Genomic DNA, 23,877 nt, shown 5'->3' with positions numbered 1-23,877 from the left:
TTCTTCAGCACTGTAAAAACTGGCTTCTAACAAGGAGGTTGTATGATACACAGATTCCACGTGCTCCAGGCCATGAAGGCCTGGAAGCACAGAGCGCTCTTCAGACTCAGCCCGCACGCGGGGGTGCATGGTCTTCTCCTGGTCATCCTGCTCTCTGCCTTGCTCTGGGAAAACGGGCAAACCGTCTCGGCACATGCTGTTTCGGTTGCGCTTCCGCAAGCTGTCAGTAACGATTGGCCGATGTATTTACATGATATTGCACACACCAGCGCGAGTACTGATACAACGTTTAGCACCGCTAATGCCAATCAACTGAAACCACTCTGGACTTACCAGACAGGAGGGGGCATCTCCTCTCAACCAGCGATCGTCAACGGCGTCGTTTATATTGGTTCCTGGGATGGCTACGAATATGCCTTTGATGCGACAACCGGGGCAATAAAGTGGAAGACCTTTTTAGGGCAAACGATAGCTCCCGATTGCGTTCCCGCAACGATTGGGATTAATTCATCGGCGGCTGTTCAGAACGGAATCGTGTATGTAGGCGGCGGGGATCGCTACTGGTATGCATTAGACGCGGTCAGTGGGGCAATCCTCTGGAAGGTAGACACGGGCGATAATAGTGCCACTGGAGGACACTATAACTGGTCCAGCCCGCTTATTTACAATGGCAATGCTTATATTGGCGTAGCGAGTAATTGTGATCGACCACTGGTCCAGGGACAGCTTCTTAAAGTAGATCTGACAACCCATCAGATTAGCCAGACGTTAAATCTTGTCAATACTGGTGAGGTTGGAGCTGGAGTCTGGACAACACCTCTGATCGACCCTGCCACCAATACTATCTTTATGGATACGGGCACGATCAGTCTCACAACTCAACTCTATGCACAATCTTTAGTGGCAATCAATGCCACAACCTTACAGATTCAAGATTATTGGCAGATCCCTCCTGACCAGGCAGGCATTGATCTTGATTGGGGCAATTCCCCCCTCTTTTTTACAGATATTCATGGCAATCAACTGGTTGGGGCTGCCAATAAAGATGGGATCTTCTATGCCTTTAATCCAGCGAATCTTGCAGCCGGTCCGGTCTGGCAGACGGTAGTGGCTGAAACGGGGGATTGCCCACCCTGTGGCAATGGAACGGTCTCAACGGGGGCGTATGGTGGTGGCAGAATCTATATGGCGGGGGGCAATACGGTGATCGGAGGTCAGGGCTACCCTGGTTCTATTCGTGCTCTTGATCCCAGCACTGGCAAGATTCTCTGGGAACAGGGGACGCCCAATCCCATTATTCCGGCTGTCACCTATTCTAATGGTCTGATTATCGATGAGGCTGGCCCGAATTTTGAGGTTCGCGATGCCTCTACTGGACAGCGGCTCTCGACCTATTATTCAGCAAATGGTTTTTATGGCGCGGCCAGCGTTGGCGATGGGCTCCTTGTCGATGGAGCACTGAATGGAACCGTCTATGCCTTTACGCCTGCCCCCATTCCTGCGCCTCCACCCGTTGACGCGAATTGTCCATCTGGCTGGAGCTGTCAGGATATAGGAAATCCCACCCCGGCAGGGAGTGAAACAAGCACTGGAACGACCTGGAATATCTCCGCCGCTGGAACAGGGCTCCAGGGTACAGCGGATCACTATCGCTCAATCACCAGGACAGTTGTTGGCGATCAACAGATTGCAATACAGGTTCTGGCACAGCCCCAGACGGCTAATGCACAGGTAGGGATAAGTATTCGCCAGAGCACTGACCCGGCCTCTTCCTATTATGGGGCCTTTGTGACTCCCAATAATGGTCTTGCGATTCAATATCGCGCTGGCTATGGTGGCAACACCACTCTCCTCAAACAATTGACCGGGCTTCAACTTCCTATCTATCTCGCACTCCAACGAAAAGGGGATAGCCTTCAGGCGGCTACCTCAACCGATGGCATCAACTATACGCTTGTTCCTGGGAGTACCGTGACGCAGGTCTTCCCGGCTACAACAGTCACTGGCGTTGCCGTAAGTTCGGGGGCCAACGGAATAACCGGGACGGCGCTTCTCACTCCGCCAACAATTGGTCCGCTGAGTGCTGTAGCGGTTCCAGGCTCCGCTTCACCCTGCCCTGCCGGTTGGAGCTGTACCGATATCGGCAATCCAACACTTGTTGGGGATCAGACAGTCACGAATGGCGTCTGGACGCTCAAGGCATCGGGGAACGAGATAGCCAATTATGCCGATCATTTCCACGCTGTCTTTCAAACCGTTACAGGCGATACGACCTTGAGTGCTCAGATTACGGCGCAAGATAATACCAGCCCTGGAGCCAGGGCAGGACTTATGCTGCGTCAGAGCACCAATCCTGGCTCTCCCTATTATGGGGTATTTGTCACACCACAAAAAGGGATTGTTGTTCAATATCGGGATACCCTTGGCCTTAATACAATCAATCTCGGTAGTGCTGCAGGAAATACACCGATCTATCTCCGCATTGCCCGCTGGCAATCGATCTTTACTGCCTATACCTCGGGAGATGGTGCAACCTGGACGCCGATTGATGACTCTACCATTACCCTCAATCTGCCTGCAACCTTGCAAGTTGGGCTGGCCATGACTTCGGCTGCGGGGGGAATTGGCAGTAGTACCATGCAGGCTGTGATCCTGACGAACACGGCCATTGTTCCCCCTGTCCTCTGTCCAACTGGTTGGAGTTGTGGCGATGTCGCGAACTCGGTTCCGACGGGCAGTGAAGCACTCGCCAACGGCACCTGGACGATCCGCGCAGGTGGCAGCGATATCTGGGGGCTCTATGACCAGTTTCACTTCGATTGGCAGGCAATTCCCGCCGATGGCTCGCTAAGCGCTCATATTGTCTCGCTTCAGAATACCGATCCCTGGGCCAAAGTGGGACTGATGCTTCGTCAGAATGCCAATGCCAGTTCACCTTACTATGGAGTTTTTCAATCGGCTGGCAACGGTATTGTGGTGCAGTATCGTCTGACCACATTTGGACCCAGCTCGCAGATGCTGATACCAGCCACAAATCCGGCCTTCACATACCTCAAAGTTGCCCGAGCAGGAGCCGTCTTTACCGCTTATGGATCAGCAGATGGAACGATCTGGACGCCAATCGCTGGCAGTAGCCTGCGCCTCTCCTGGACAGGCCCGCTCCTGGCTGGTATTGCAGTCACCTCCCATAGTACGGCCATTCGCACCACAGCGGTCCTTGATAACGTTGTCGTAACGACGTCTGCGGCTCCTCCTCCCAGCAACTGTCCAGACACCTGGAACTGCCTGGATATTGGCAACCCCCTCTTGATTGGCAACCAGACGCTGAATGGTGGCAACTGGACCGTCAGTGGAGGAGGCACCGATATCTGGGGAGGCACAGATCAATTCCATTATGTCTGGCAGACATTGAATGGAGATGGCACCATTGGAGCCCATGTCAACACATTGACCAATACTGATCCCTGGGCCAAAGCTGGCGTGATGCTCAGACAAAGCACCGATCAGGGCTCAGCCTACTACGCTGCCTTTGCCTCTCACGATAATGGTCTCATCGTCCAATACCGCACAGCGCTTGGAGGAAATACCGTTCAACTCACTTTTCCAGGTCTGACCACTCCAAACTATCTCCAGGTAGCACGCTCTGGCCTTGTCTTTACCGCCTATACTTCGTCCGATGGAACGACCTGGACGCCACTGGCACAATCGAGTATTCGTATGGTAAACCTGACAGGTCCACTGCTCGCGGGTCTGGCCGTCACCTCGCATAACGTGTCGCTCATTAATAACGCCACATTCGATACTGTCTCTGTCACCACGACAGCTCCGCAGCCACCTGTTCCACCATGTCCCACGACCTGGAGTTGCTCTGATATCGGGAACCCATCCATTATTGGCAATCAAACACTCACGAATGGGGCCTGGACCATCAATACAGGCGGACAGGATATCTGGAATGGAGCCGATACCTTCCACTTTATCTGGCAGACATTGACTGCCGATGGAACCGTTAGTGCGCATATAACGTCACAAAGCAATACCGACCCCTGGGCCAAAGCTGGCGTGATGTTCCGCACATCCACGGATGTGGGCTCTACCTATTACGGCGTTTTTGTCACGCCGGGCAATGGAATCGCTGTTCAATATCGATCAACGCAGGGTGGGGCAACGACACAGGTACAGATCGCAGGTCTTGTGCCTGTCTATCTGCAGATTGCTCGCTCAGGCAATGTCTTCACCGCTTATACGTCAACAGATGGGACAGGCTGGACGCCCATCCCCAATTCGTCTGTCCGCTTGAATATGACAGGCACACTGCTGACTGGTCTGGCCGCAACATCCCACAATGATGGCTATCTGGCAACCATTGTACTGGATACCGTCACACAGAGCCCGGTAGCCCCACCACCACCTGCACCAGCCTGTCCCACTAACTGGTCCTGTGCAGATATTGGAACCCCCACTCTACCGGGATCTCAGACGCTAACCAATGGAACCTGGACTATTCAGGGAGATGGAGCAGATCTCTGGGGCACAAGCGATGAGTTCCACGCTATCTGGCAAACACTGACAATAGATGGTGGAATCAGCGCCCATATCACTGCTCAGGGGAACACAGATCCCTGGGCCAGGGCAGGTGTAATGCTCCGTCAATCAACAGCCGTCGACTCCCCGTATTATGGGATCTTTATCACACCAGGCAATGGAATCTCGGTCCAATACCGCTCTACTGTAGGAGGAACTACGACCACGCTGGCTATTCCCGGCGGGGTTGGGATCTATCTCAAAGTCGATCATACGGGAACAACCTATACCGCTTACACCTCTCAGAATGGCACTACCTGGATACCTATCGCGGGATCACAAGTCATGCTTTCCTTGAATGGTTCCCTCCTGGCAGGACTGGCCGTAAATTCTCATAATGAGAATAGTCTGAGTAGCGCGACATTTGATACAGTAACAATCGGATAGATCACATCTTAGCAGGCAATTCAGAGAAGCCTGATGGCGGTTGCAGACTGCGGGGGGACTCAGGCCCCTTGCAGTCTATGGCCATCATATAGCGTTTGCGTCAAGCAGGGACCGAGGCCGTTGAAGTCTCCTGTGGGTCAGCCATCATCATACCGTGTGCGCGAAACAGACACAAACCAACGCAGCTATTGGTGAGCATCATCATGATGGTCATCAAGTGTCAATGACAAAATTCTGTGTCGTATTTTCTTGATCATTCTATATCGTATCAAGTATACTTTGAGGAGTGACCGTTCTGCATACTCCCATTTCAAAGAGAGAGGCAATCGGTTATGGCACGGGCATCAGCATCGCTTACGTCTCTCTGAGAGGCACAACGTGATCAGGCTCTCGAATGCTTTGCGATAAGCAGTCCAGCATTGGAAAAGGATAGTATACGTCGTAAGTGTTTTGGTGAGACAAAAGGAATTTCATCTTACATGAGGCATTCTGCTCTTTAGCAAGAAGAAACAAGCCTGAAGCGGCACATCGGCTCGACTGAGCCATTTCCTACAAGCCTATAAGCCTGCCAACAAGGAAGAAGACAGTTGTGGGAAAAAGATTTCGTCTGGTCATCGCCTTTTCAATACTCCTGCTGAGTATCTCTCTCTTCATGATTATCCTGGATATCAAAGGAGGGCACGACTTTGGTATCTTCAGCTCTTTCTGGATCTCTGTTGTTGCGGTGCTCTTTAGTTTCAACCAACTCCGAAAGCCCCTGTTTCTCACTGGTTTCGTGTTCCTAAACACATTGGTTCTACATATAAATCTCCTGAGAATGCGACAAGCCCCCTGGGACCCCGATGCGCCTCTCGCAACGGGTAAGGTCCGGATGAGGCTGGCGAGCCTCCAGTTTTACAAAACGAGATTATTGCTGTCATGGGACGACCCCAAGAAATACAGTCGTGCAATCGAGCAACGCATAACGAACGATCTGCAAGGAGTGACTGCGGCACTGCTAGCGCTGGATATGGCCTATCGATTGGATGGCCCTGGCCTGCTGGCAAGAAAGGGGGGAACGGTTCGCGGCATCCAGGTTACTCCTCGGAGTGAACTTTTAGCTCAAGCCAACCTCACACGCTTCAAGATGCTCTTTCCCCAGGAGATTGTTGCAAATCATGTCGACTTTCAGCCAGGGGAGCCATTGTTGGAGGCGTTGTCCTGTTTATGCTCGTCGATTGACTTTAATCCTCTCTGTGCGGAGGCGTTTGAAAGCGGAAGACTTCTCATGGCTCACCTCCACCACGAAGATATAGCCGATGCATTCCAGGGAATAGCTCGTCATATTGTCCATGCGCATGAACAGACTGGCTCGTGAGGAAGATACGAATGACATTCAGACCAATAACCTCACATCTGGCTACCTTCTCAAAACAAAGGGCCTGAGAGGCTTGACTATTCGTGCTAGAGGTTGTACACTACTACAAGTTATGATGTTTGCATGGCTTCAAGATCTTCACGGCTAGAAACTGTGAACTTGTGTTGACGCACAAGCTTGCTTGTCCACTCTCGATGGCTATCTGATAAACAAGATCATCGAGCTCTGATAGGTGCAGGGACCAGATCCAATCAAAGGGTGTGTGCCAGCTCTTTGCACTAGCACTTCTGGGTGGTGTTCATTAAATACTCAAGCCCTTAACTCAGACAGTACACTATCACCTATCATTTATGAGGCAAACGTTACCGGCGCAATCCGTACCTATCACATGGGTCCTCCCGCGAGAGAAACAGGGTCATATAACATAGAGAAAAACAGCGGCATTTTCTCCCCTGCTTGAAGACGGATTATTCAGCCGCACGAGTTAGGAAGCAGGCGGCGAGCAAGTCCCTTTCCCCAGTCAAGATGCTAAAGAAAGACCTTTAGGCAATCCTCTGTAGAATTTTCGCTTCTTGCATGCACGTTCGTATCTGATATCAGCTAGCGCTCCTATATCCTACGACCTGCTCCTAGTACACTCTCTGCTGGCACTGTGCCTTCAGTAAAACTGTATCGCGCCCTTTGAGGCGCCTTGGCCGAAAGGTTTTGTTTGTTCATGCCATCTTTTAACGATTTTTCTTTGCAGCCCGCAACACGCTCAGTACTAGAGACAATGCAGATCTCCGAGCCCACACCCATTCAGGCTCAAGCTATTCCAGCCCTCCTTGAGGGCCGCGATGTCCTTGGACAGTCTGCTACCGGTTCCGGCAAGACGCTCGCTTATAGCATTCCTATTGTGGAGCGTCTCACCCGCGAGAAGCGCGAAGTGCAGGCGCTTGTGATTGTCCCTACCCGTGAACTTGCGGTTCAGGTGAACAATGTTTTAAGCACTTTTGCCAGTCGCCGTCGCCTGACGACAGCTTTACTGGTTGGTGGCCGACCCTATAATAGCCAGATCTCCGCTCTCCGCTATGGCGCTCAGATTGTTATCGGGACGCCTGGCCGTATTAAGGATCATATCGAACGCGGAACGTTGGTCTTGAAAAATTTGCGCATCTGTGTCCTTGATGAGGCCGATCAGATGCTGGATATCGGTTTCGCACCCGAGATCGAAGAGATTCTTACGACCACTCCCGAGAATCGCCAGATGGCGCTCTTTTCAGCTACTATGCCTGAATGGATTGCCAAGCTCCAGGAGAAGTTCCTGAAAGATCCTGTGAAGGTTGAGATTACGCCTGCTACCGGAGCCGAGAGCACTATTGAGCAGATTACCTATCAAGTCCCTCGTGGCAAAAAGATGGTTGCTCTGTGCAATTTATTGAACTCTGCGGAAGGTGAAAGCACTCTGATCTTTGGAAAAACAAAGTTAGGGGTGGAGAAACTTGGCGAGGAGTTGAGTGAGCTGGGCTTTACTGTGGGAACTTTCCATGGTGATAAGAGTCAGCGCGCTCGTGAGGATGTGCTGATGGCTTTCCGCCGTGGCAAAGTTCAGACGCTGCTGGCAACAAATGTGGCTGCCCGTGGGCTTGATATCCAGGGTATTCATCAGGTGATCAATTACGAGCTTCCTGAGTCCAGTGAGCTCTTTACGCATCGGATTGGCCGTACTGGTCGTATGGGCCGCCAGGGTAAAGCGATTACGCTGCTTGTTCCTTCTGAGCTTGCAAAATGGCGCCGCATGGCCCGTAGCCTGGAGCAGACGGTGACCTTGCATCAATTGACGCTCGATGAGAGTAATATGACGGCAAAACCAGTCCTCCGACCAGAGCCTGAGGTGGTGCAAGAGCCTGAACGCGAGCGCTTTAGCGATCGTCGCCCAGCCCGTGATCGCAGGCCTTTTGCCAGCAATCGTGAGCGCGATCAATATGCAGATAAGCGCCCTACCTTCGGTCGCCGCTCTTTTACTCCGGATTTTGAGCGCGATCAGTTCAGTGGACAGGAAACAACACGTACACGTAAACCTTTTGTTCCTGAATTCGAACGTGAACAGCCTCCTGTACGCGATCGCAAGCCTTTTGCTCAGGAAGCTGAGCGCGAGCAGCGCCCCGTTTCAGAGAATCGGTATTTCCGCCGCGAAGAGAAACGTGATCAATACCACGAACAACATGCACCTCGAGGCCACAAATCCTTTGGGCAAGAGTTTGGGCGCGAACACTTTAGTGAGGGTCGTGAGGGTCGACCAGTTCGCTCTCGCCGCTCTTTCTCACCGGAAGGTGCTCATGGCTCATTCACCTGGCCCAAGTCAGATGATGCGCCTAAGGTCTCTAGCACCCGCAAACGTGTGAAAGAGGATAGCCAGGAACCTGTTAGTGTTCGAAAATCTGAAGGCTTTGATCGTCCATTTGAGGGCGCTCGATCCTCTAGCTTCAGCAAAGGTTCTGCAAGCAAGCCTCGATCCAGTTCGTTTGCAGCATCAGGTTCACAGCGTCCAGGCAAACCAAAATTCAAAACAGCTCCCGCCGGTCGTGGACGCAGAACATCAGCATCCACCCGCTAACACTCTCTTAAACACAGAACACCCGCCTCACAGGTTGAGACGGGTGCTCTGTGTTTAAGAGGGTTTGGACAGGGTATTTGCCAGAGTGCGCTCTACCCCGGGAAACATTATGCAAACCAACTCATTCAACGTGTTCCGGATCTTGTCATTACATGTCGCCATAGATCCCCAGGAGACCATGCCCACCAAGCACTAAGGAAAGCTCACCCCCATGGTGAATCTCGTGTTCGAGAACGTGCCAGATGATCCACCGCCGTGAGAATGGAGGAAATTTTTCTCGCTCGTCTTCTCTCAATGCCGATGGAGGCTGGAAGACATGCTCAAGGTCAGCAGCAGTCCAGCGAGCGAGGGCACTGGCAACCATCTCCCAGGTGGACTCAAGCCCGGAAACCAGGGTGGCCGTGTCAACTACAGGCTGCCACGCGATATCTGCAGGGTCCCAGTGCGCAATATGGGCAAGAGAAGGATCTCCCTCGCCCATCCATACCTGATACCACCAGACCCGGTTGGCTATGATATGCTGAGCCAGCATTCCAAGCGTCCATGTATGTGATGAGGCAGGCAATGCCAATTGTTCGGATGAAAGCGGCGCAATCATTTCAACCAGTCGTCGCTGGTAATTCTCCCAGCCTTTGTAGAACGTGATCAGTGGATATGTCTGTTCCGGCATTAGTCCTTACTCCTTACTTTTGAAGCACTACGGTTACATACCGAGTGGAGCTCTGCTGAGAACTCGTGTTCCAGGGCCTTAATAGCTCTTCTTTCTTAAGGCTTCAAAAGCGGAAATGTGGTTGGAATGGCATTGTTGAGATATGTGCACCAGATCACGAAAAAAAGTTGCGGGCAGAGCCCATCGTAAGGCAACATAAGACCCTGACTGCTCTCGTCCATCAGCGGCTTTTACTACAGCCTGACCAATTGGAATGCGCTCGATCCCTCACCGGCGTTTGTGGGGATGGCCAACTTTCAGCAACTGTGGCACGATACCCAGTTCTGGGCGTCACTGCGCACAACCTGTATCTATGCCGTGGTCGCGGTGCTTTTGCAAAATGGTCTGGCTCTGTTGTTGGCGCTCTGCCTGGACACCGTTGGAAGCTTGCCTGGCGTGGGGGTGTTGCGCACCATTTTTCTGATCCCTGGTCTGATCAGCGGGATCACGGTTGGCTATGTGTGGGATTACATCTACGCGCCCAATGGTGGTTTGCTCAATACCATGCTCACAGCCGTACACTTGCAGGCATGGACGCACGATTGGTTAGGTGATCCCCATACCGCTTTGGGTAGTATTATTGTGGCAGCTCTCTGGCAATCGGTGGCCTTCAGCATGGTCGTGTATGTGGCGGGGATTCAATCGGTTCCTCCGGAATTGTTAGAGTCGGCACGGGTAGACGGTGCCTCCTATCTGCAACGCGTACGTCAGATCTTGCTGCCCCTGATCGCTCCAGCCTTTACCATCAACCTGGTCCTGGGCATCATTGGCTCTCTCAAAGTCTTCGATATCATCTTTATTATGACCAATGGAGGACCGGCCTATGCCACACAAACGATCTTGATCGACGTGTATCAGCAGGCCTTTACCCTCTTCAATTTCGGCTATGCCTCGGCGACCGGGCTCTTCTCGTTCTTACTGATCCTGGTGATCTCAGTGATCGCGCTGGTCTTACTGCGACGAAGAGAGGTGATTGCATGAACATTACATCTGGTCGGGTGGCACCGACGAACACACTCTTACATCAACGGCGATGGCGGCGCTTTCGTGGTTCTATCCTGCCACTGCTCATTCTCCATTATAAAAAGGGCTGCAAATACGGCCTGGACCGCTGTGGTGACAAGATTTCAGAAGTTGTGTGCATAGTTGTCCTCTAACGACCCAATGAAAGAGCAAATATATGTATTTCAGGACAATTAGGTAAAATAATACTTTTTATTTTGCTTTTATGCTTTAATAATAGTTCTTTGGCAAATAAACACGATGGTTCATCTGTAGAGGTAATAGCATCAGACCAGCTTGGAAGAGAGGCTCTTTTTCCCTCCCATGCAATTCTTTCACCAAAAACAGGTATCCTTTGATTTAGTTGTGTTAGACCAAATCTTACTTCCTCGATATATCCGTCTATGTACTCTACGTTTAAAACATCAGAGAGATCACCTAATAAGGAACAACCAAGAAGCATTAATGTGGAATAATCACCATTATCTATCGATATTACCTGTCTATTACATGAAATATTATCATATTGCTCTCCAACAATGTTACATACATCAAATACCATATTATCAACAATCCATTCCATTTTTTCTGCATTCTTATCAATTAGAAAAAATTCACCCATTCCTGACATTCCGATTGGTTTTATCGAATGAAGAGACCCAAATCCCTTTTCATTACAATAATTATTTATATTTATTTTTTTAACGTAATTAAAAGTATTTGGCACAATTTGACGAGATTCATAAAAAATATTTTCCGCATTATTAATTATACCATTTTTTATACCCGTTGCCACTTCTAAAAATTTATTAATGAGAAGCTTTTCATTCTCTGCACACTGTTTTATCATTCTTGAAATTCGCTTTCTATTATATTGATTAAAATTATGAGAACATGAAAAAGTGTGTATCAGGCCTCTAATAGAGACCCAATTTGATGAAATTTGTTGCATCGTACAAGATAGAGATAAAAATTCAGGAATATTACAAATTTCGCTTAAGTATTTGAGAGTGAGAGCAAATAACCCTCTTCCTCTACTTATTGAAATCAATACCCACAAAAAGTCATTATATGAATTTTCCGCCCCAAATTCTTGCATTGGATCAAAAACATTTTCAATAAAGTTTGCAAAGTTTTTAATCTGGTCGTATATATCCATTCCTTCAGAATTTGCCTGTTTTATGCTATGCAAATATTCACTTAAAAAGTTTAAGCAATCCAGTTGTGTATTTATAGTATGAGATAATTCAGGAATATGGAAGAAAGTTGCTCCGTTAAAAAAATCTTCAAAACAAATATGATTATTTAATCCTCTATGTACATCGTGATAGTAAATATTCTTATCATCTTTACCTGATACAACTAAATAAGGCCCAATGGTAGAATTTTTTTCGGCATCATTCGTCCCTTTTAAAAGTTCATTATTAAATTGTACCACAGATGGAATATTAGCACTTAAAAGCTTTTCTATCTCATCAATATCAATTGTGCTTTTATTCACAAAATTCAAACTGTGGAAAGTACTTAATAACTGAATTATTTCCCAATCACCAATAGAAAACATATCAGCTGTACTATTCATAGTGTAATCTTTTATCTGGAAACTTAAAAATAATGTCTTCGAAAAAGCCATTTCATACCTTCGGTCTAAAGAAGTTGCTACTGTTGCAATAGCTTTTTCAAAACACATCATTTGGGGAGCATTTGATATTCTCAAATCAATATGCATAATGGCACCTTCCTTCATATGTTCTTGTTTCATTTCGTTCTTTTAAAAAAAGAATCTTACTATTGTAAAAACAGGGCGCTTTAGCAGCTGTTACCTTATTGTATAAGAGTATGCCAGAATGAGAGCGGAAAGTAGTCCAGCAATAAGAAGATCTAAATAAATCCTGGCCGCAAGCTAAGGGTATCAACCAACAGATGCCATTTGCGATCGTACATTTTGCTCCATATTGAAGCTACGTCAGATCTTCATCATTAAATGCCATCTGAAAGTGATCTTTAAGTGTTACTACTAGTTCCAGAGGACTTAAAGAATCGAAACTTAACGCAACGAGAGTGGTATCAGGACCGAAATCTCCTTCAACACCATAATCCCTCCAAATTTCTAAGTGCTTTATACTCTTCGCTGAGTGTGTTTGGGGTCTCTTGCTTTCGATAAAAAAAGCATAACGTCTGACATGTAGTCACGAGGTTCACACCTAGTTAACTCCATTCTTCAATGGAGTTAACACTTTTCTTCACCACAATAAAAATACCTCACTGTGTCATTGGCCCGGTTTAGTGAAACCGGGTCAAGGTCAGTTGCAGGTTACCTCTTTTCTTTCTTCTACCTATATCACTGTAAAAATCCGAGCCGTATCCTATCGTTCCTATATATCTAGACAAAGAATAATCTCTTCTGCTACATTATATAGGTCATCTGAAGTTGGGTCATTATCCAATCCTCCTATGATTATCTCAGCAGAGGAAAGACGCAGCGATATCAATCACCATATCATCTACTTTCATATGTAATTTTGCTGCAAGTGATGCTTGTATTAAACAATATGGTAAGGAGAAAGAATACATGAAAGCTATTTTGTTCGATTTAGATGGCACTTTGATTAATAGCGAATGGTTGGCAAAAGAATCTTATAACTATGGCGTTAGGCAAGTTGTACAACGTGATTTGTCTCCACTAGAAATACAGCACATTGCAGGAAAACCGATTTCTGTTTTTCTTACAAATTTTCCGGGCCAGGAGACAGAGATACTAACGACAATTTTTTACTATTATGAGCAACACCTCGAAAAGATTAGGCCTTACGATCAGATTCACGACATGCTACAGGAGTTGTCTTCAGCAGGACTGAAGATGGGAATAGTTACTTCACAATTAAGAATTTTCGCTGAAAAAGTACTCGCTAATACTGATCTTAAATCCTACTTCCAAACAATAATTTCAGCAGAAGATTGTCAAGAGCATAAACCTCACCCCCTCCCTCTTTTACATGCAGCGCAACATTTAGACATTCATGTCAATGATTGTGTTTATATTGGTGATCAGTTAACCGATATTGAAGCAGCTCATGCTGCTGGCATGAAGAGTGGGGCAGCTTTATGGGGTGAAGGTAATCGCGAAATTCTTGTGCAATTGTCGCCAACCTTTGTATTCACTGATCCTAAAACCTTATTTCAAGAATTAAACCTATCATATAGATAGGAAAGAACCAAAAAGCGTGGGCTTGGAATAAGATGGAAACGACATCAGCGCCCTCTTTTGCCAAGACTGATAGATATTCGAATAAAGGGTGAATTTCAAGCAACTGCCTGGTGTATTTTATCAAGCAATTTAATCAGCTAGTGGGACTAGTCATGGAAAACATTGACAATACGGTACAATATGAGATATCGTATTTTGAGGTTTTAGATTTTCTCACTAGTGCGGGTAACTTCGGTACTGAAAGAAGCTTGCATTACTCAGTTTTTTCTACAACATGTAAAGGATATTGTTGTGCAAAAAAATAATTTTTACTTGGGTGAAATGAAAAGACAAAAATCCATAAATGTGTTAAAAGATCCGAATAGCAAAAAAATCAATGGAGGTCGTTCTAATCATCTTGAAAAAAAAACTTATACATTATGTGCGGATATATTGGTGGGTCTAAAAGACATAGCAATAGACGAACTATATAGAAAATTTAAAAATAGGATCAGCATCATTCCTTCAAATGATGCTGAAATGCTCTATTTTGAATATAAAGGTTCTTTAAAAGATTTGCTAAGTGTAAAAACTATTGTAGCTATATATTTGCTAAACAAATTTCATATTCCGCGACCAAAGGCTTTGCTAGGACAGCAAAATAGAGAAAAAATGATAGATGCTATTTATGAGGTTTTAAATTTGTATCCGAAAGGAACATTTGATAGTTTTCGCATTAGCGCACCCGGAAAGGATTCTTCTGTATTTTCACGAATAAAAGATGCCATTGAGGATGATATCCATCTCCCTTACGATCCCAACAACGGAGATCTCTTTTTACGCATTCGACCTTCTATCCTTTATAAGGATAGTTGGGAAGTATTTACGCGTATTTCTCCACGGCCACTTGCGACAAGAGGTTGGCGGGTATTCAATATGAAAGGAGCACTTAACGCAACTATTGCCTCTGCTATGTTAGAAATGACAAAGCCAAACGCTAATGATCGCTTCCTTAACATTATGTGCGGTTCTGGCACTCTTCTCATTGAAAGATTACAACGAGGGAAAGTACAAACAATCGTTGGTGGAGATATCAACAAAGATACTCTTTTGAATGCAAAAAGAAACATCTCAGCAAGTGGTTTCGAACACGAAATAACCTTGATGAGATTTGATGTGTGTCAGCTCCCTTTTGAAGAGAACTCATTTGATGTGATTTGCGCTGACCTGCCATGGGGACAATTAGTCGGCAGCATTGAAGAAAACAGTACTTTATATCCTAATATGCTGCGCGAAGTCGCTAGAATTGCAACCTATAAAGCTCGCTTTGTTTTGATAACGCATAACGTGCAATTATTTGAAAATATATTACCTTCTTTTGTCGATAGTTGGACGCTTGTTGAATGCTTAAAAGTTTATCAGGGAGGTTTACATCCACGTATTTATAGCTTAGAAAGGAAATAACTTCAATCTGTAAACACATATTTCAGTATGAAATATTTTTAACTTTTTTTATGCAATTTTTCGATAACATTAATAATTTTCCTAATTTCATATTCATTACGAGCAATTAGTAGTTTTTCTCTGTATCTTATAAGATATTGACGTAAAAATGTAGCAGTTGGTGGGTAACAAATCTCTTTGTATTCTTCCCAATGTTCTAGCAGACGATTGGGAGTAAAAGGAGGAATAACCTCGGGATAGGTTTCAAGATACATGCGCATTTGTATTTGTTCTACCTCTCTTGCACGGTTGAGGTAGTGCCTGCGACAATCATTCATAAATCTATAGAGCTTGCTAGTGGGATAAGGATTGCAGCGGCGAAGCGTTTTAGAAAAATGGCGCCAGAGAATACGGTAGGATGCTATCCACCAGGGAATCTCCAACAAAATGATATAATCGGAATCATAGAGTAAAGGATCGGTCCAGAGCAAAAAACAGCCTTCCGCAACCCAGTCTGGCTTAAGACAAAGAGCAAAAGTGTCCTCGATATAAGCCGGGAAATTAGCAACATGCTTCAAGCCAAACTGATCAAGATCGTAATGAGGTATATTGAGTAGAACAGAGATTTCTGTTGCTAATGTTGTTTTTCCACTACCAGAGCCACCAAGAATAGTGATTTTCATGCTACGCCTTTTTTACAAAAAAAATCCACAAATATCTGAAAAATTCAACATACACAAATGGAAGAGCACAACCACTCACAAAATAGTTAAACCATATACTAACAGTTTTTCTGCTTATACACTCCTCATCTTTTTTTGCAATTTTTTAAATCATTCAATGAAACGTATAGTGCCCATTACAATAAAATTGCACTACAATAGCAATCATATAAAATTCTTGTTGAAAAGTCAATCTTATAATAGAGCTGTTCAAAAAATCATGAAAAGTAGTATAGTCGTAATAAGTTGCTGATCAAAAACATTACGCCTGCTGAAAGTAATACATCAAAATATCTTGACATTCACACCATATGTTGCTTATAATTAAGTATAAGTTCTGCCTGGACGGAACTTATAGAAAAATTCGACATTATACAAAATAGTGCGATTCTATGTACGAGATTCTGCATAATGCTGGAATATTGTAACTACCCAGGTAGGGGCCCGAATGCGGGGAAAGAGCATGACCGACAAGAATCACCTCAAAGGGTATGCCCTTGTTTGCCGCATAGTTGAAAGGTATCTACGAATACAGCAAACAGCCCGAGACTTCTTGCTAAACCTTCATCATGCGGATATCCCGTTCTGCTTTATTGTGGTCAAAGAGAACCGTACCATCATGAAAAAAGGTCAGGACCTCATCCTGGTGCGAACGCAGACGATCCAGCAGGCACCGGATGACACCCCGTTTCTTGGGTCCTCGTTTAGTGCCTGTGGACATCGAGAGGTCGATCAGTTGAATACCTCTCCCTATCGCAGCTATGCTTGATAGTGGGCTTCCAACTCGCAAAGATGAGGGGGAGAAAGAGACGACTGCTCCTAGCTTTTGGCCTGCTCAACGGCTTCTTTCATCTGAAACAACAGGTCTTTGAGCTCATCAGTCCAGGTCCAGAAGTGTTCTTCGTGCGCAAATTCTGAGTAGTTGCGGAATATTTAGTTAAATCGTCAAGGAAGCTAAAACATGCTCACATCATATACACAACGAAAACTAGCACCGCCACCGCTTACTCCAAAATTGCTTCATCGCTCGTCAATTATTCAGGCTTTGCAAAATGTCGTTCCAACATCTTCTTCTGCGCAGACAAATTATAAGCTCATACTTCTCTGTGCCCCTGCCGGTTATGGTAAAACTACATTATTAGCTGATTTTGCCAATCACCTACAATTACAATGCGGTTGGTACTTTCTTAGTGAATCAGACAATGATATATGGGTCTTCGTGGAACTTTTTATTACCTGTATTCGCCAATGTTATCCTCAATTTGGACCTGCACTGGACAGCCAGTTAGAACAAGCACGTTTTGCGCTCATCAATGACACGCACTATTTCGACCACCTTACCGCATTAACTGATGCAATTCTAAACGCTATTGAAAATGATATACCAAACCACTTTCTACTCTTTCTCTGCAATTATCACATAGTAAACGAGAATGAAAAAATTCGTTTATTTATGAATCACTTGCTTCTTAATCTCCCTAAGCACTGTACCATGATCATCGAAACGCGAGCTTTTCCAGCTCTCGATCTCACAAAACTGGTTGTAACAGGACAGGTATTTGGACTCGGCAGTAATAGCCTTCGTTTTAGCACCGAAGAAATTCTGGCTCTATCACAACTGCAAAACAGCGAGACGCTGGCAGAGAAAGAGCTGAAACAACTCATAGCGCCTTTTAACGGATGGATCGCTGGTATTTTACTGGGTACTCGGCTTGGCAATATTCAATTTCTTTCGTCTCAGTCTTTTATCTCAACCTGGGGCTCGCCAGCCATCAGCATGGATCGACAGACACTCTTTGCCTATCTCGCAAATGAGGTTTTTAAACAGGACCTCGAAGCTTATGCGTTTTTAAAAGATACATCTCTGTTGCAAGAGATGACATCTGACATCTGCGACTATCTTCTTGACTCAACAAGCTCAGCAAAAATGCTGATGTATGTAGAACAACAAGGGCTGTTTGTTGTTCGCAGCGAAAAGGAGGGGCAACAGTTTTTTATCTGCCATCCTGTTCTGCGTGAACTTTTCTATGCAGAGTTAGCACAGCAACAGCCAGATCGTAAAAAACACCTGCATCAACGTGCTGCACACTTTTTTTTCGCTCAACAAAATTACGAAGAGGCCATTCATCATGCCCTGGGAGCAGAGGACGACGAAAACGCAGCCCAAATCGTGCAAATTGCCGCTCAGCAAGCCCTGGCTCAGGGCTATGTAGAGACAGTGATACGATGGCTGCATATGTTTGCTCTTCCAATGCTTGAGCGCTCTCCAGTATTATTACTGTTACAGGCAAAAATCTACTTTCTCAACTACGACTATTTAAAAGCGCGCCCACTCCTTGATCGAGCCTGTACCTTGTTGAAAGATAAGGAAGTAGAGGGGAGTACCCTTTCTACAACCGTGCTACTGGCTGAGGTCTTTATAGCTCAAAGCACCCTTCTTTTCCGGGATGGTGCTTACTCCAAAGCGCAGGAACTATGCATGCAAGCCATTCAGCTGTTGCCTGAGAATGAAAAAGATTTATATGCCCAGGCCTATCAAAGGATGGGAATTTGCTCCTGTTTACAAGGCGATTACCTTACTGGTATTGCTCAGATGCAGCAAGCGCTTCAATTAAAGGGCTCTCAACAAGTAACCATCCAATTAGCCCATCTTCACAGCGGCCTGGCTAATGCCTATACGGTAATCGGTACTTTGGCTCTTGCCGACCACCATCGCTCCCGCGCCATTACTTTATATGATAAGCTTGGCGATACTCGTGGCCGCATTAATAATCTGATCTGGATTACTATTGCCAAACGAAATAGAGGAGACATTGAAAATGCTATAGCAATGCTTCTCGATATTATCGCAAGCGCGCAAAAAGAACAATTCCCCAGTGGTGAAGCATATGCGAAATTAAGTCTGAGTGAGGCCTATCAACTTCAGGGAGCCTTTGAAAAAGCTCTTGCTCTGAGCGAGGAGGCCCTGATCCTTGCGCAACAAATTGAAGATAGCTATCTCGAGAATCATTTGCTTTGTTCGTTAGCAATGAGCTACTCATTTATGGGAGATACACATACTGCTCTTCTTTTGATCGAACGCGTTCAGATAAAAACAACCTCTAGCAGCTATGAAACATTCTATCGCGAACTGACACGAGGGACTATCTTGTTGCTCCAGCAGCAGTATGAAGATGCACACAGCTGCTTCAGCAACCTTGAATCAATAGTTATACAGCATAATAACCGTGCCCATTCTCTGTCAGCTTTTATTCGTCTAGCTTGTTGTCAGGTCGCACTAGGTCTATATCAGCAAGCATATCAAACAATGCAGACAGTCTCCAAACGGGCTCAGCAAGGTGATTTAGAGCATATTGTCAAAATTGAGGTGCAGCGTTTCCCGCTCGTACGACAGGCACTGCATTATGAACCTACCACGACTATCCTTGCTGAAAGCCAGTTGGAGGAAGGCCCACATATCCATGCCCCAGGTGAAGTCCAGCCTACTTACCAACAAGCCTGCATCAGTGTCCATGCTCCCACTTTACAGATACACACATTTGGTGAGCCCGCCGTTCTGATTGATGGCTCACCAGTGACTCATTGGCGGATGGCACGCTCACAGGAACTGTACTTCTTTCTGCTAGATCATGACCGGGCCATTAGCAAAGAACATATCATCGCCACACTCTGGCCTGATGAAGACGATACCATTCAGCAAACGTTCCGTTCTACGGTATATCATTTACGTAAAATCATTGGTCAGGAATGTCTTGTGTACATCGGAAATGCTTACCAACTGAGACTGGATGCCGTATACGGTAACGCCTTTTGGTATGATGTTGCTGTCTTTAGACAGTATTATACACAGGCTCAACAGGCACTTGCCGAAGATGATGATCAAACTGCGTATAACTATATTACTCAGATGCTTAGTTGCTATAAAGGAGATTACCTTCTGCCTTTCTATAATAACTGGTGTCATGTGAGGCGCGACGAATTACGCCGTATCTACGTTAATGCCAGAAAAGAGATTGCTTTTATTACCTGGAGAGATGAAAATTTCGATGAAAGCTTACATCACTGGCAACAGTTGCTGAATATCGATGACTGCTCCGAAGAAGCTCATTACGGTCTTATGCGTTGTTATCAGCGTCTGGGTAAACGCGAGCTGGCTATTCGCCAATACCAGCATTGCACCGAAGTTCTTCAAAGAGAGCTCTCGATTACTCCTGGCCCCACACTCCAGAAGTTGTATCGCCGCTTAATACAAACGGAGGAGGTGTATTAAAAAACAGCTTTGTTTTCTTATCTCTAGCCTTCTCCGGAGTAACAGACAGAACACGTGCTAATTTATGTGACGAATTATTGTTCATTTGGAATATGTTCATCTTGCCATAAGGCTTGCATCTCTGCTGAATGTTCGAGCAAAAAGGAAAGTGTTCCATGAGCAACCATTTGACCATCTTGCAACACGATAATCTGGTCAGCGCGTCGTAAAAGTTCACGACTGTGGGAAACCACCAGGTATGTCTGCTCAGAGTCACGCTGAAACAGCCGCTGCCAGAGCAAGCTTTCGGTTTTTGCATCAAGAGCACTCGAAAGATCGTCAAAAACGCAAAGCTCAGCATGGCGCACTACCGTTCTAGCAATAGCGCTACGCTGGGCCTGTCCACCCGAGAGTTTCATCCCTCGTGTCCCAATCTCAGTCAGCAACCCTTGTGAAAAATCTGCAACGTCTTGATCCATAACCGCTTGATAGAGAGATTCCTGCACACTTTTTTGATCTTCAGGGAGATCCAGAAGAATATTTTCTTGCAGCGTTGTGCTAAAAAGATGATGAACTTGCGGAGTATAGGCCGAATGTGGTGGCACAAAAAAACGGCCAGAGTCAGTGATAAGTTCTCCGTTCCAATAGAGTTGCCCTCCATCCTTTGGCAACAGGCCAAGGATCGCCCGTACCAATGTTGTTTTTCCTGAACCCACTCGTCCTGTAATAACCACGAGCGCTCCTCTACTCACTTCAAAGCTGATAGGTTCAATACCTTTGCCGTTTTCTGGATAGCGATAGGTTAGATTTTCAACGCGTAAACTTTCCAGAGGTGTGCTTTTCACTACTACTTGCTGGTTCTGGCTAACAGGCACACTGGCAAGGGAATGATGTTCCACAAGCTCCTCTGGACTGGCTTCTGGTACCAGCGCCCTCAAGCGTGAAAAAGAGACGGACACTTGAGCAAACCAGCCAAAGAGCCCACCAAAACCAAGCATAAATCCAGAAATATAGCTGAGGTAGGTGAGAAAAAGCGCCAGATCTCCCACACTGAGCGGCGAGTTATGAGCATTCAATGCCGCCAGAAACAAAACCAGACCAACACCTATACCTACTGTATTTTGAAGAAACGCATCAAGTGTGTCGTTGAGCAAACGTTCTCGCAGCACCTGCTTTAAACGATGATTATTTATTTGACTGAAATACCTGATGACAGGCTCTTCTGCGCTCGCGACCTGGATTGACTGCGCCGCTCCTACAACCTCTCCAATGAGACCACTGACTCGACCGGCCGCTTCTCTACTAGCAATACGATAGCGTTCTATGCGTTTCATTAACGAGCGGGCAATCGCAATAACAGCAGCTAGCGGAAGAAAAAGAAACACAGTAACAAGAACATTTACTCTTAACAGGATAATAAAAGCGATGAGTGCATAGATCATGGCTGGCAGTTGGTAATCGCGTGGAGCATCAGCGATGGTTGTTGCATCATCACGCATCCTATTCAGTGCCTCTCCCGTAGAACAAGGGATGGCTCTGGCTGCTGGCTGCTGATAAATACGCTCCAAAACATTACGCATAAGCAGACCACGCACAGGAAAATGCGTCTCAATAAGGTTATGGATGCCAAAGAAGCTCATGACCATAGTCGTTAGAGCTGGCACAATCATCAAACAAAGCAATATGAATAATGGTTGATCAAAATGTGGATGAGATGAAAGAGTATTATACAATTGTTGCATCAAAAGACCGAAAGCCAGAGTAGCGACGTTCGCGATGATGCCACAGATAAATCTACTCACCTCATAAAATAGTCGGTAACGCGTTATGCTCCAGATAATTTTTGTTATTTTCATGCGTTCATCACTTCTACAGTATGCTGAAGGAGACCGGAAAAATGCGAGTCTGGATCGTTTGCAAGATCACTCCGCGAACCATACTCCACAATACGTCCCTTCTCAAGCACTATAATGTCATTGACCCACTCAATCGTTGTGAGACGATGCGCAATAATAATCCCAGTACGCTGGCAGAAAAGCTTCTCCATTGCACGTTTTACCGTTTGCTCAGTAGCGGGATCAAGGCGAGATGAGGCTTCGTCTAAAATAACGACTTTGGGATCGTTAAGAAAAACCCTTGCAAACGCCAGTAATTGAGCTTCACCCGCTGAAAGCCCCGCTCCACCGGCGCTCAATTGAGTATCCAATCCCTCTGGTAAGCGAGCATACCATTGGGCCAGGCCACTTTCGTGTAGCGCGTGCAGGATATGGTCATCAGGAATCTCACGGTTAAAAAAGGTGAGATTATCACGAACGGAGCCCTCAAAGAGTTGGACCTCCTGGGTAATCATGCCAATCTGCTTTCTTAGATCTCGCAGGCGCATCTGAGGAAGGGTGCGATCATCCAGGCGTATCACGCCCGAGTCTGGATCGAACAAACGGAACAACAAACGTGCGATAGTGCTCTTCCCTGCTCCCGTACGTCCCAGTATTCCCAATACCCGTCCAGCAGGCAGGACAAACGACAGGTCCTGTATCACAAGCTCGTTCTTCTGATATCCAAAGCAAACCTGTTCAAAGGTGATTGCTGGTGCGGCTCTTAGAGTAACTGACTCCTCGCCATCTTGAATGGTCGAAACCCTGGAGAGAAGTTCCTGGACGCGCTGAATACAGACCTGCGCCTGTTGGAGATCCTGAAGCTGTAAGATGATTTGACCAAGTGGTTGTGTCAAAAGGGTGCTATAGGTGAAAATCAGATAGACTGTTCCAGGGGTAGCCAGGCCAATAGCCCACAAATACGCTCCCAGCACTAACCCAAGGATACCTCCCAAAGTATACATCATCTGAGAAAGAATCCAGGGCCTTGCTCCAGTTAAACCAGCCTTTTTGATCGTCGTAAACCAGTAATTATAAAGCTGTATAAAACGATGCATAACATACCCTACAGCCCCATTGGCACGAAGATCCTCGACTCCTACGAGTTGCTCGCTTAAAGCACCAAAGAAACGGGCATCAGCTTCTCGCCACTTCATCTGTTGAGCACCTACCGGGCGACGGAGCCACATTACAACGAGCAAGACCATAAGTGCGTAGCATCCCATAATCAGCCCTAAAAGCCTGTTAGTGAGAGCAAGCGCAATCAGTGTGCCAACCAGCAAAGCGAGATAAAAGCCCATTTGAACAAAAACTTTTGAAAAAAAGTTTGACAACTGGTCCACATCACTATCAATACGCTCGATTAATTCTCCAGCTGTATGAGAATAGTAAAATGAAAGATCCAGACTTAATATATGGGCCATTAGATCGATACGAAGCTGGTTGGTTGCAGTCCAGGCTACCTTCTCACTTAAGTAGTTCGCAATAACCGTCACTCCCTGGTTTAGAAGTGATAGTGCTAGATACAGGAGCGCAATCAGCACAAGTATCCCAGTGATTCCGCCCCGCAAAGTAACATCAATAAAAGCTCGCAGCGCCTGCGGGCTCAATAATTGGAGTACTATGCTCAAAAACATGAGCATAACCATCACAAGCGTAACTCGCCATTGAGGCTTCAGGTATCTTGCAAGTAGACGAATGTATTGCGTAAAAGATTGTAACTTTGGCATGAATCGTAGCTTTCCACGTTGCATGCCTGGCAACGTT

At 46.1% G+C, this 23,877-nt stretch carries 15 protein-coding genes; 8 read left to right on the top strand and 7 right to left on the bottom strand.

All coding sequences use genetic code 11. The features are described 5' to 3' along the window. The first annotated feature begins 42 nt into the window (after window positions 1-42). The 3 genes from EL628_RS23760 to EL628_RS23750 all read left to right on the top strand — a co-directional run bounded on the left by EL628_RS23760 (window position 43) and on the right by EL628_RS23750 (window position 8,924). Window positions 43-4,971, top strand: coding sequence for an outer membrane protein assembly factor BamB family protein (locus EL628_RS23760; protein WP_126582499.1), 4,929 nt, complete (start codon window positions 43-45; stop codon window positions 4,969-4,971). A 589-nt stretch (window positions 4,972-5,560) separates the two neighbouring features. Continuing rightward, a complete protein-coding gene (locus EL628_RS23755; RefSeq protein ID WP_126582498.1) occupies window positions 5,561-6,328 on the top strand; it encodes a hypothetical protein in 768 nt (255 codons plus the stop codon). Between the two features lie 715 nt (window positions 6,329-7,043). Beyond that, a complete protein-coding gene (locus EL628_RS23750; protein WP_126582497.1) occupies window positions 7,044-8,924 on the top strand; it encodes a DEAD/DEAH box helicase in 1,881 nt (626 codons plus the stop codon). Window positions 8,925-9,072: 148 nt separating this feature from the next. Here the strand turns inward: EL628_RS23750 and EL628_RS23745 are convergent, their stop codons facing one another. Continuing rightward, entirely contained in the window at window positions 9,073-9,594 is a 522-nt protein-coding gene (locus EL628_RS23745) for a DinB family protein (RefSeq protein WP_126582496.1), read from the bottom strand. Window positions 9,595-9,879: 285 nt separating this feature from the next. Between EL628_RS23745 and EL628_RS23740 the strand changes: the two genes are divergently transcribed. Next, window positions 9,880-10,614 (top strand): carbohydrate ABC transporter permease, encoded by a 735-nt coding sequence (locus EL628_RS23740; protein ID WP_126582495.1) that lies wholly within the window; start codon window positions 9,880-9,882, stop codon window positions 10,612-10,614. Beyond that, the gene (locus EL628_RS23735) at window positions 10,611-10,790 is read left to right on the top strand and encodes a hypothetical protein (protein ID WP_126582494.1); all 180 of its coding nucleotides are present in this window, start codon (window positions 10,611-10,613) and stop codon (window positions 10,788-10,790) included. Before EL628_RS23740 ends, EL628_RS23735 begins: the two co-directional genes overlap by 4 nt. Here the strand turns inward: EL628_RS23735 and EL628_RS23730 are convergent. Together EL628_RS23730 and EL628_RS31085 are read right to left on the bottom strand one after the other, a co-directional pair. Beyond that, entirely contained in the window at window positions 10,787-12,397 is a 1,611-nt protein-coding gene (locus tag EL628_RS23730; protein ID WP_126582493.1) for a hypothetical protein, read from the bottom strand. The genes EL628_RS23735 and EL628_RS23730 overlap by 4 nt on opposite strands. A gap of 199 nt (window positions 12,398-12,596) precedes the next feature. Further along, a complete protein-coding gene (locus EL628_RS31085; RefSeq protein WP_371859704.1) occupies window positions 12,597-12,743 on the bottom strand; it encodes an acyl carrier protein in 147 nt (48 codons plus the stop codon). A 464-nt stretch (window positions 12,744-13,207) separates the two neighbouring features. On the opposite strand from EL628_RS31085, the gene EL628_RS23720 reads away from it, so the two are divergent. Both EL628_RS23720 and EL628_RS23715 read left to right on the top strand, forming a co-directional pair. Then, window positions 13,208-13,843, top strand: coding sequence for an HAD family hydrolase (locus tag EL628_RS23720; protein ID WP_126582492.1), 636 nt, complete (start codon window positions 13,208-13,210; stop codon window positions 13,841-13,843). 291 nt (window positions 13,844-14,134) lie between these two features. Beyond that, window positions 14,135-15,286: a methyltransferase domain-containing protein gene (locus EL628_RS23715; RefSeq protein WP_126582491.1), complete on the top strand. Its 1,152-nt coding sequence runs from the start codon at window positions 14,135-14,137 to the stop codon at window positions 15,284-15,286. Window positions 15,287-15,324: 38 nt separating this feature from the next. On the opposite strand, the gene EL628_RS23710 is transcribed toward EL628_RS23715, so the two are convergent. Together EL628_RS23710 and EL628_RS31080 are read right to left on the bottom strand one after the other, a co-directional pair. Continuing rightward, complete coding sequence (locus EL628_RS23710) at window positions 15,325-15,948, bottom strand: P-loop NTPase family protein (protein WP_126582490.1); 624 nt, start codon at window positions 15,946-15,948, stop codon at window positions 15,325-15,327. Window positions 15,949-16,543: 595 nt separating this feature from the next. Continuing rightward, a complete protein-coding gene (locus tag EL628_RS31080; RefSeq protein ID WP_126582489.1) occupies window positions 16,544-16,708 on the bottom strand; it encodes an IS66 family transposase in 165 nt (54 codons plus the stop codon). A gap of 240 nt (window positions 16,709-16,948) precedes the next feature. On the opposite strand from EL628_RS31080, the gene EL628_RS23700 reads away from it, so the two are divergent. Further along, window positions 16,949-20,257: an AfsR/SARP family transcriptional regulator gene (locus EL628_RS23700; RefSeq protein WP_126582488.1), complete on the top strand. Its 3,309-nt coding sequence runs from the start codon at window positions 16,949-16,951 to the stop codon at window positions 20,255-20,257. Between the two features lie 74 nt (window positions 20,258-20,331). Here the strand turns inward: EL628_RS23700 and EL628_RS23695 are convergent, their stop codons facing one another. Together EL628_RS23695 and EL628_RS23690 are read right to left on the bottom strand one after the other, a co-directional pair. Continuing rightward, a complete protein-coding gene (locus EL628_RS23695; RefSeq protein ID WP_126582487.1) occupies window positions 20,332-22,092 on the bottom strand; it encodes an ABC transporter ATP-binding protein in 1,761 nt (586 codons plus the stop codon). Continuing rightward, the gene (locus tag EL628_RS23690; protein ID WP_126582486.1) at window positions 22,089-23,840 is read right to left on the bottom strand and encodes an ABC transporter ATP-binding protein; all 1,752 of its coding nucleotides are present in this window, start codon (window positions 23,838-23,840) and stop codon (window positions 22,089-22,091) included. The genes EL628_RS23695 and EL628_RS23690 overlap by 4 nt, the downstream gene beginning before the upstream one ends. Window positions 23,841-23,877: the final 37 nt, after the last annotated feature.

The sequence above is a fragment of the Tengunoibacter tsumagoiensis genome (genome assembly GCF_003967535.1).
Classification (GTDB): domain Bacteria; phylum Chloroflexota; class Ktedonobacteria; order Ktedonobacterales; family Ktedonobacteraceae; genus Tengunoibacter; species Tengunoibacter tsumagoiensis.
The sequence above is the reverse complement of the archived record's forward strand: the minus strand, read 5'-3'. Positions and strand labels throughout refer to the sequence as shown.

Coding starts and splice junctions, on each gene's coding strand:
- EL628_RS23760 (WP_126582499.1), top strand. CDS start 43: ATGATACACAGATTCCACGTGCTCCAGGCCATGAAGGCCTGGAAGCAC.
- EL628_RS23750 (WP_126582497.1), top strand. CDS start 7,044: ATGCCATCTTTTAACGATTTTTCTTTGCAGCCCGCAACACGCTCAGTA.
- EL628_RS23745 (WP_126582496.1), bottom strand. CDS start 9,594: ATGCCGGAACAGACATATCCACTGATCACGTTCTACAAAGGCTGGGAG.
- EL628_RS23740 (WP_126582495.1), top strand. CDS start 9,880: ATGGCCAACTTTCAGCAACTGTGGCACGATACCCAGTTCTGGGCGTCA.
- EL628_RS23735 (WP_126582494.1), top strand. CDS start 10,611: ATGAACATTACATCTGGTCGGGTGGCACCGACGAACACACTCTTACAT.
- EL628_RS23730 (WP_126582493.1), bottom strand. CDS start 12,397: ATGAAACAAGAACATATGAAGGAAGGTGCCATTATGCATATTGATTTG.
- EL628_RS23720 (WP_126582492.1), top strand. CDS start 13,208: ATGAAAGCTATTTTGTTCGATTTAGATGGCACTTTGATTAATAGCGAA.
- EL628_RS23710 (WP_126582490.1), bottom strand. CDS start 15,948: ATGAAAATCACTATTCTTGGTGGCTCTGGTAGTGGAAAAACAACATTA.
- EL628_RS31080 (WP_126582489.1), bottom strand. CDS start 16,708: ATGTCCACAGGCACTAAACGAGGACCCAAGAAACGGGGTGTCATCCGG.
- EL628_RS23700 (WP_126582488.1), top strand. CDS start 16,949: ATGCTCACATCATATACACAACGAAAACTAGCACCGCCACCGCTTACT.
- EL628_RS23695 (WP_126582487.1), bottom strand. CDS start 22,092: ATGAAAATAACAAAAATTATCTGGAGCATAACGCGTTACCGACTATTT.
- EL628_RS23690 (WP_126582486.1), bottom strand. CDS start 23,840: ATGCCAAAGTTACAATCTTTTACGCAATACATTCGTCTACTTGCAAGA.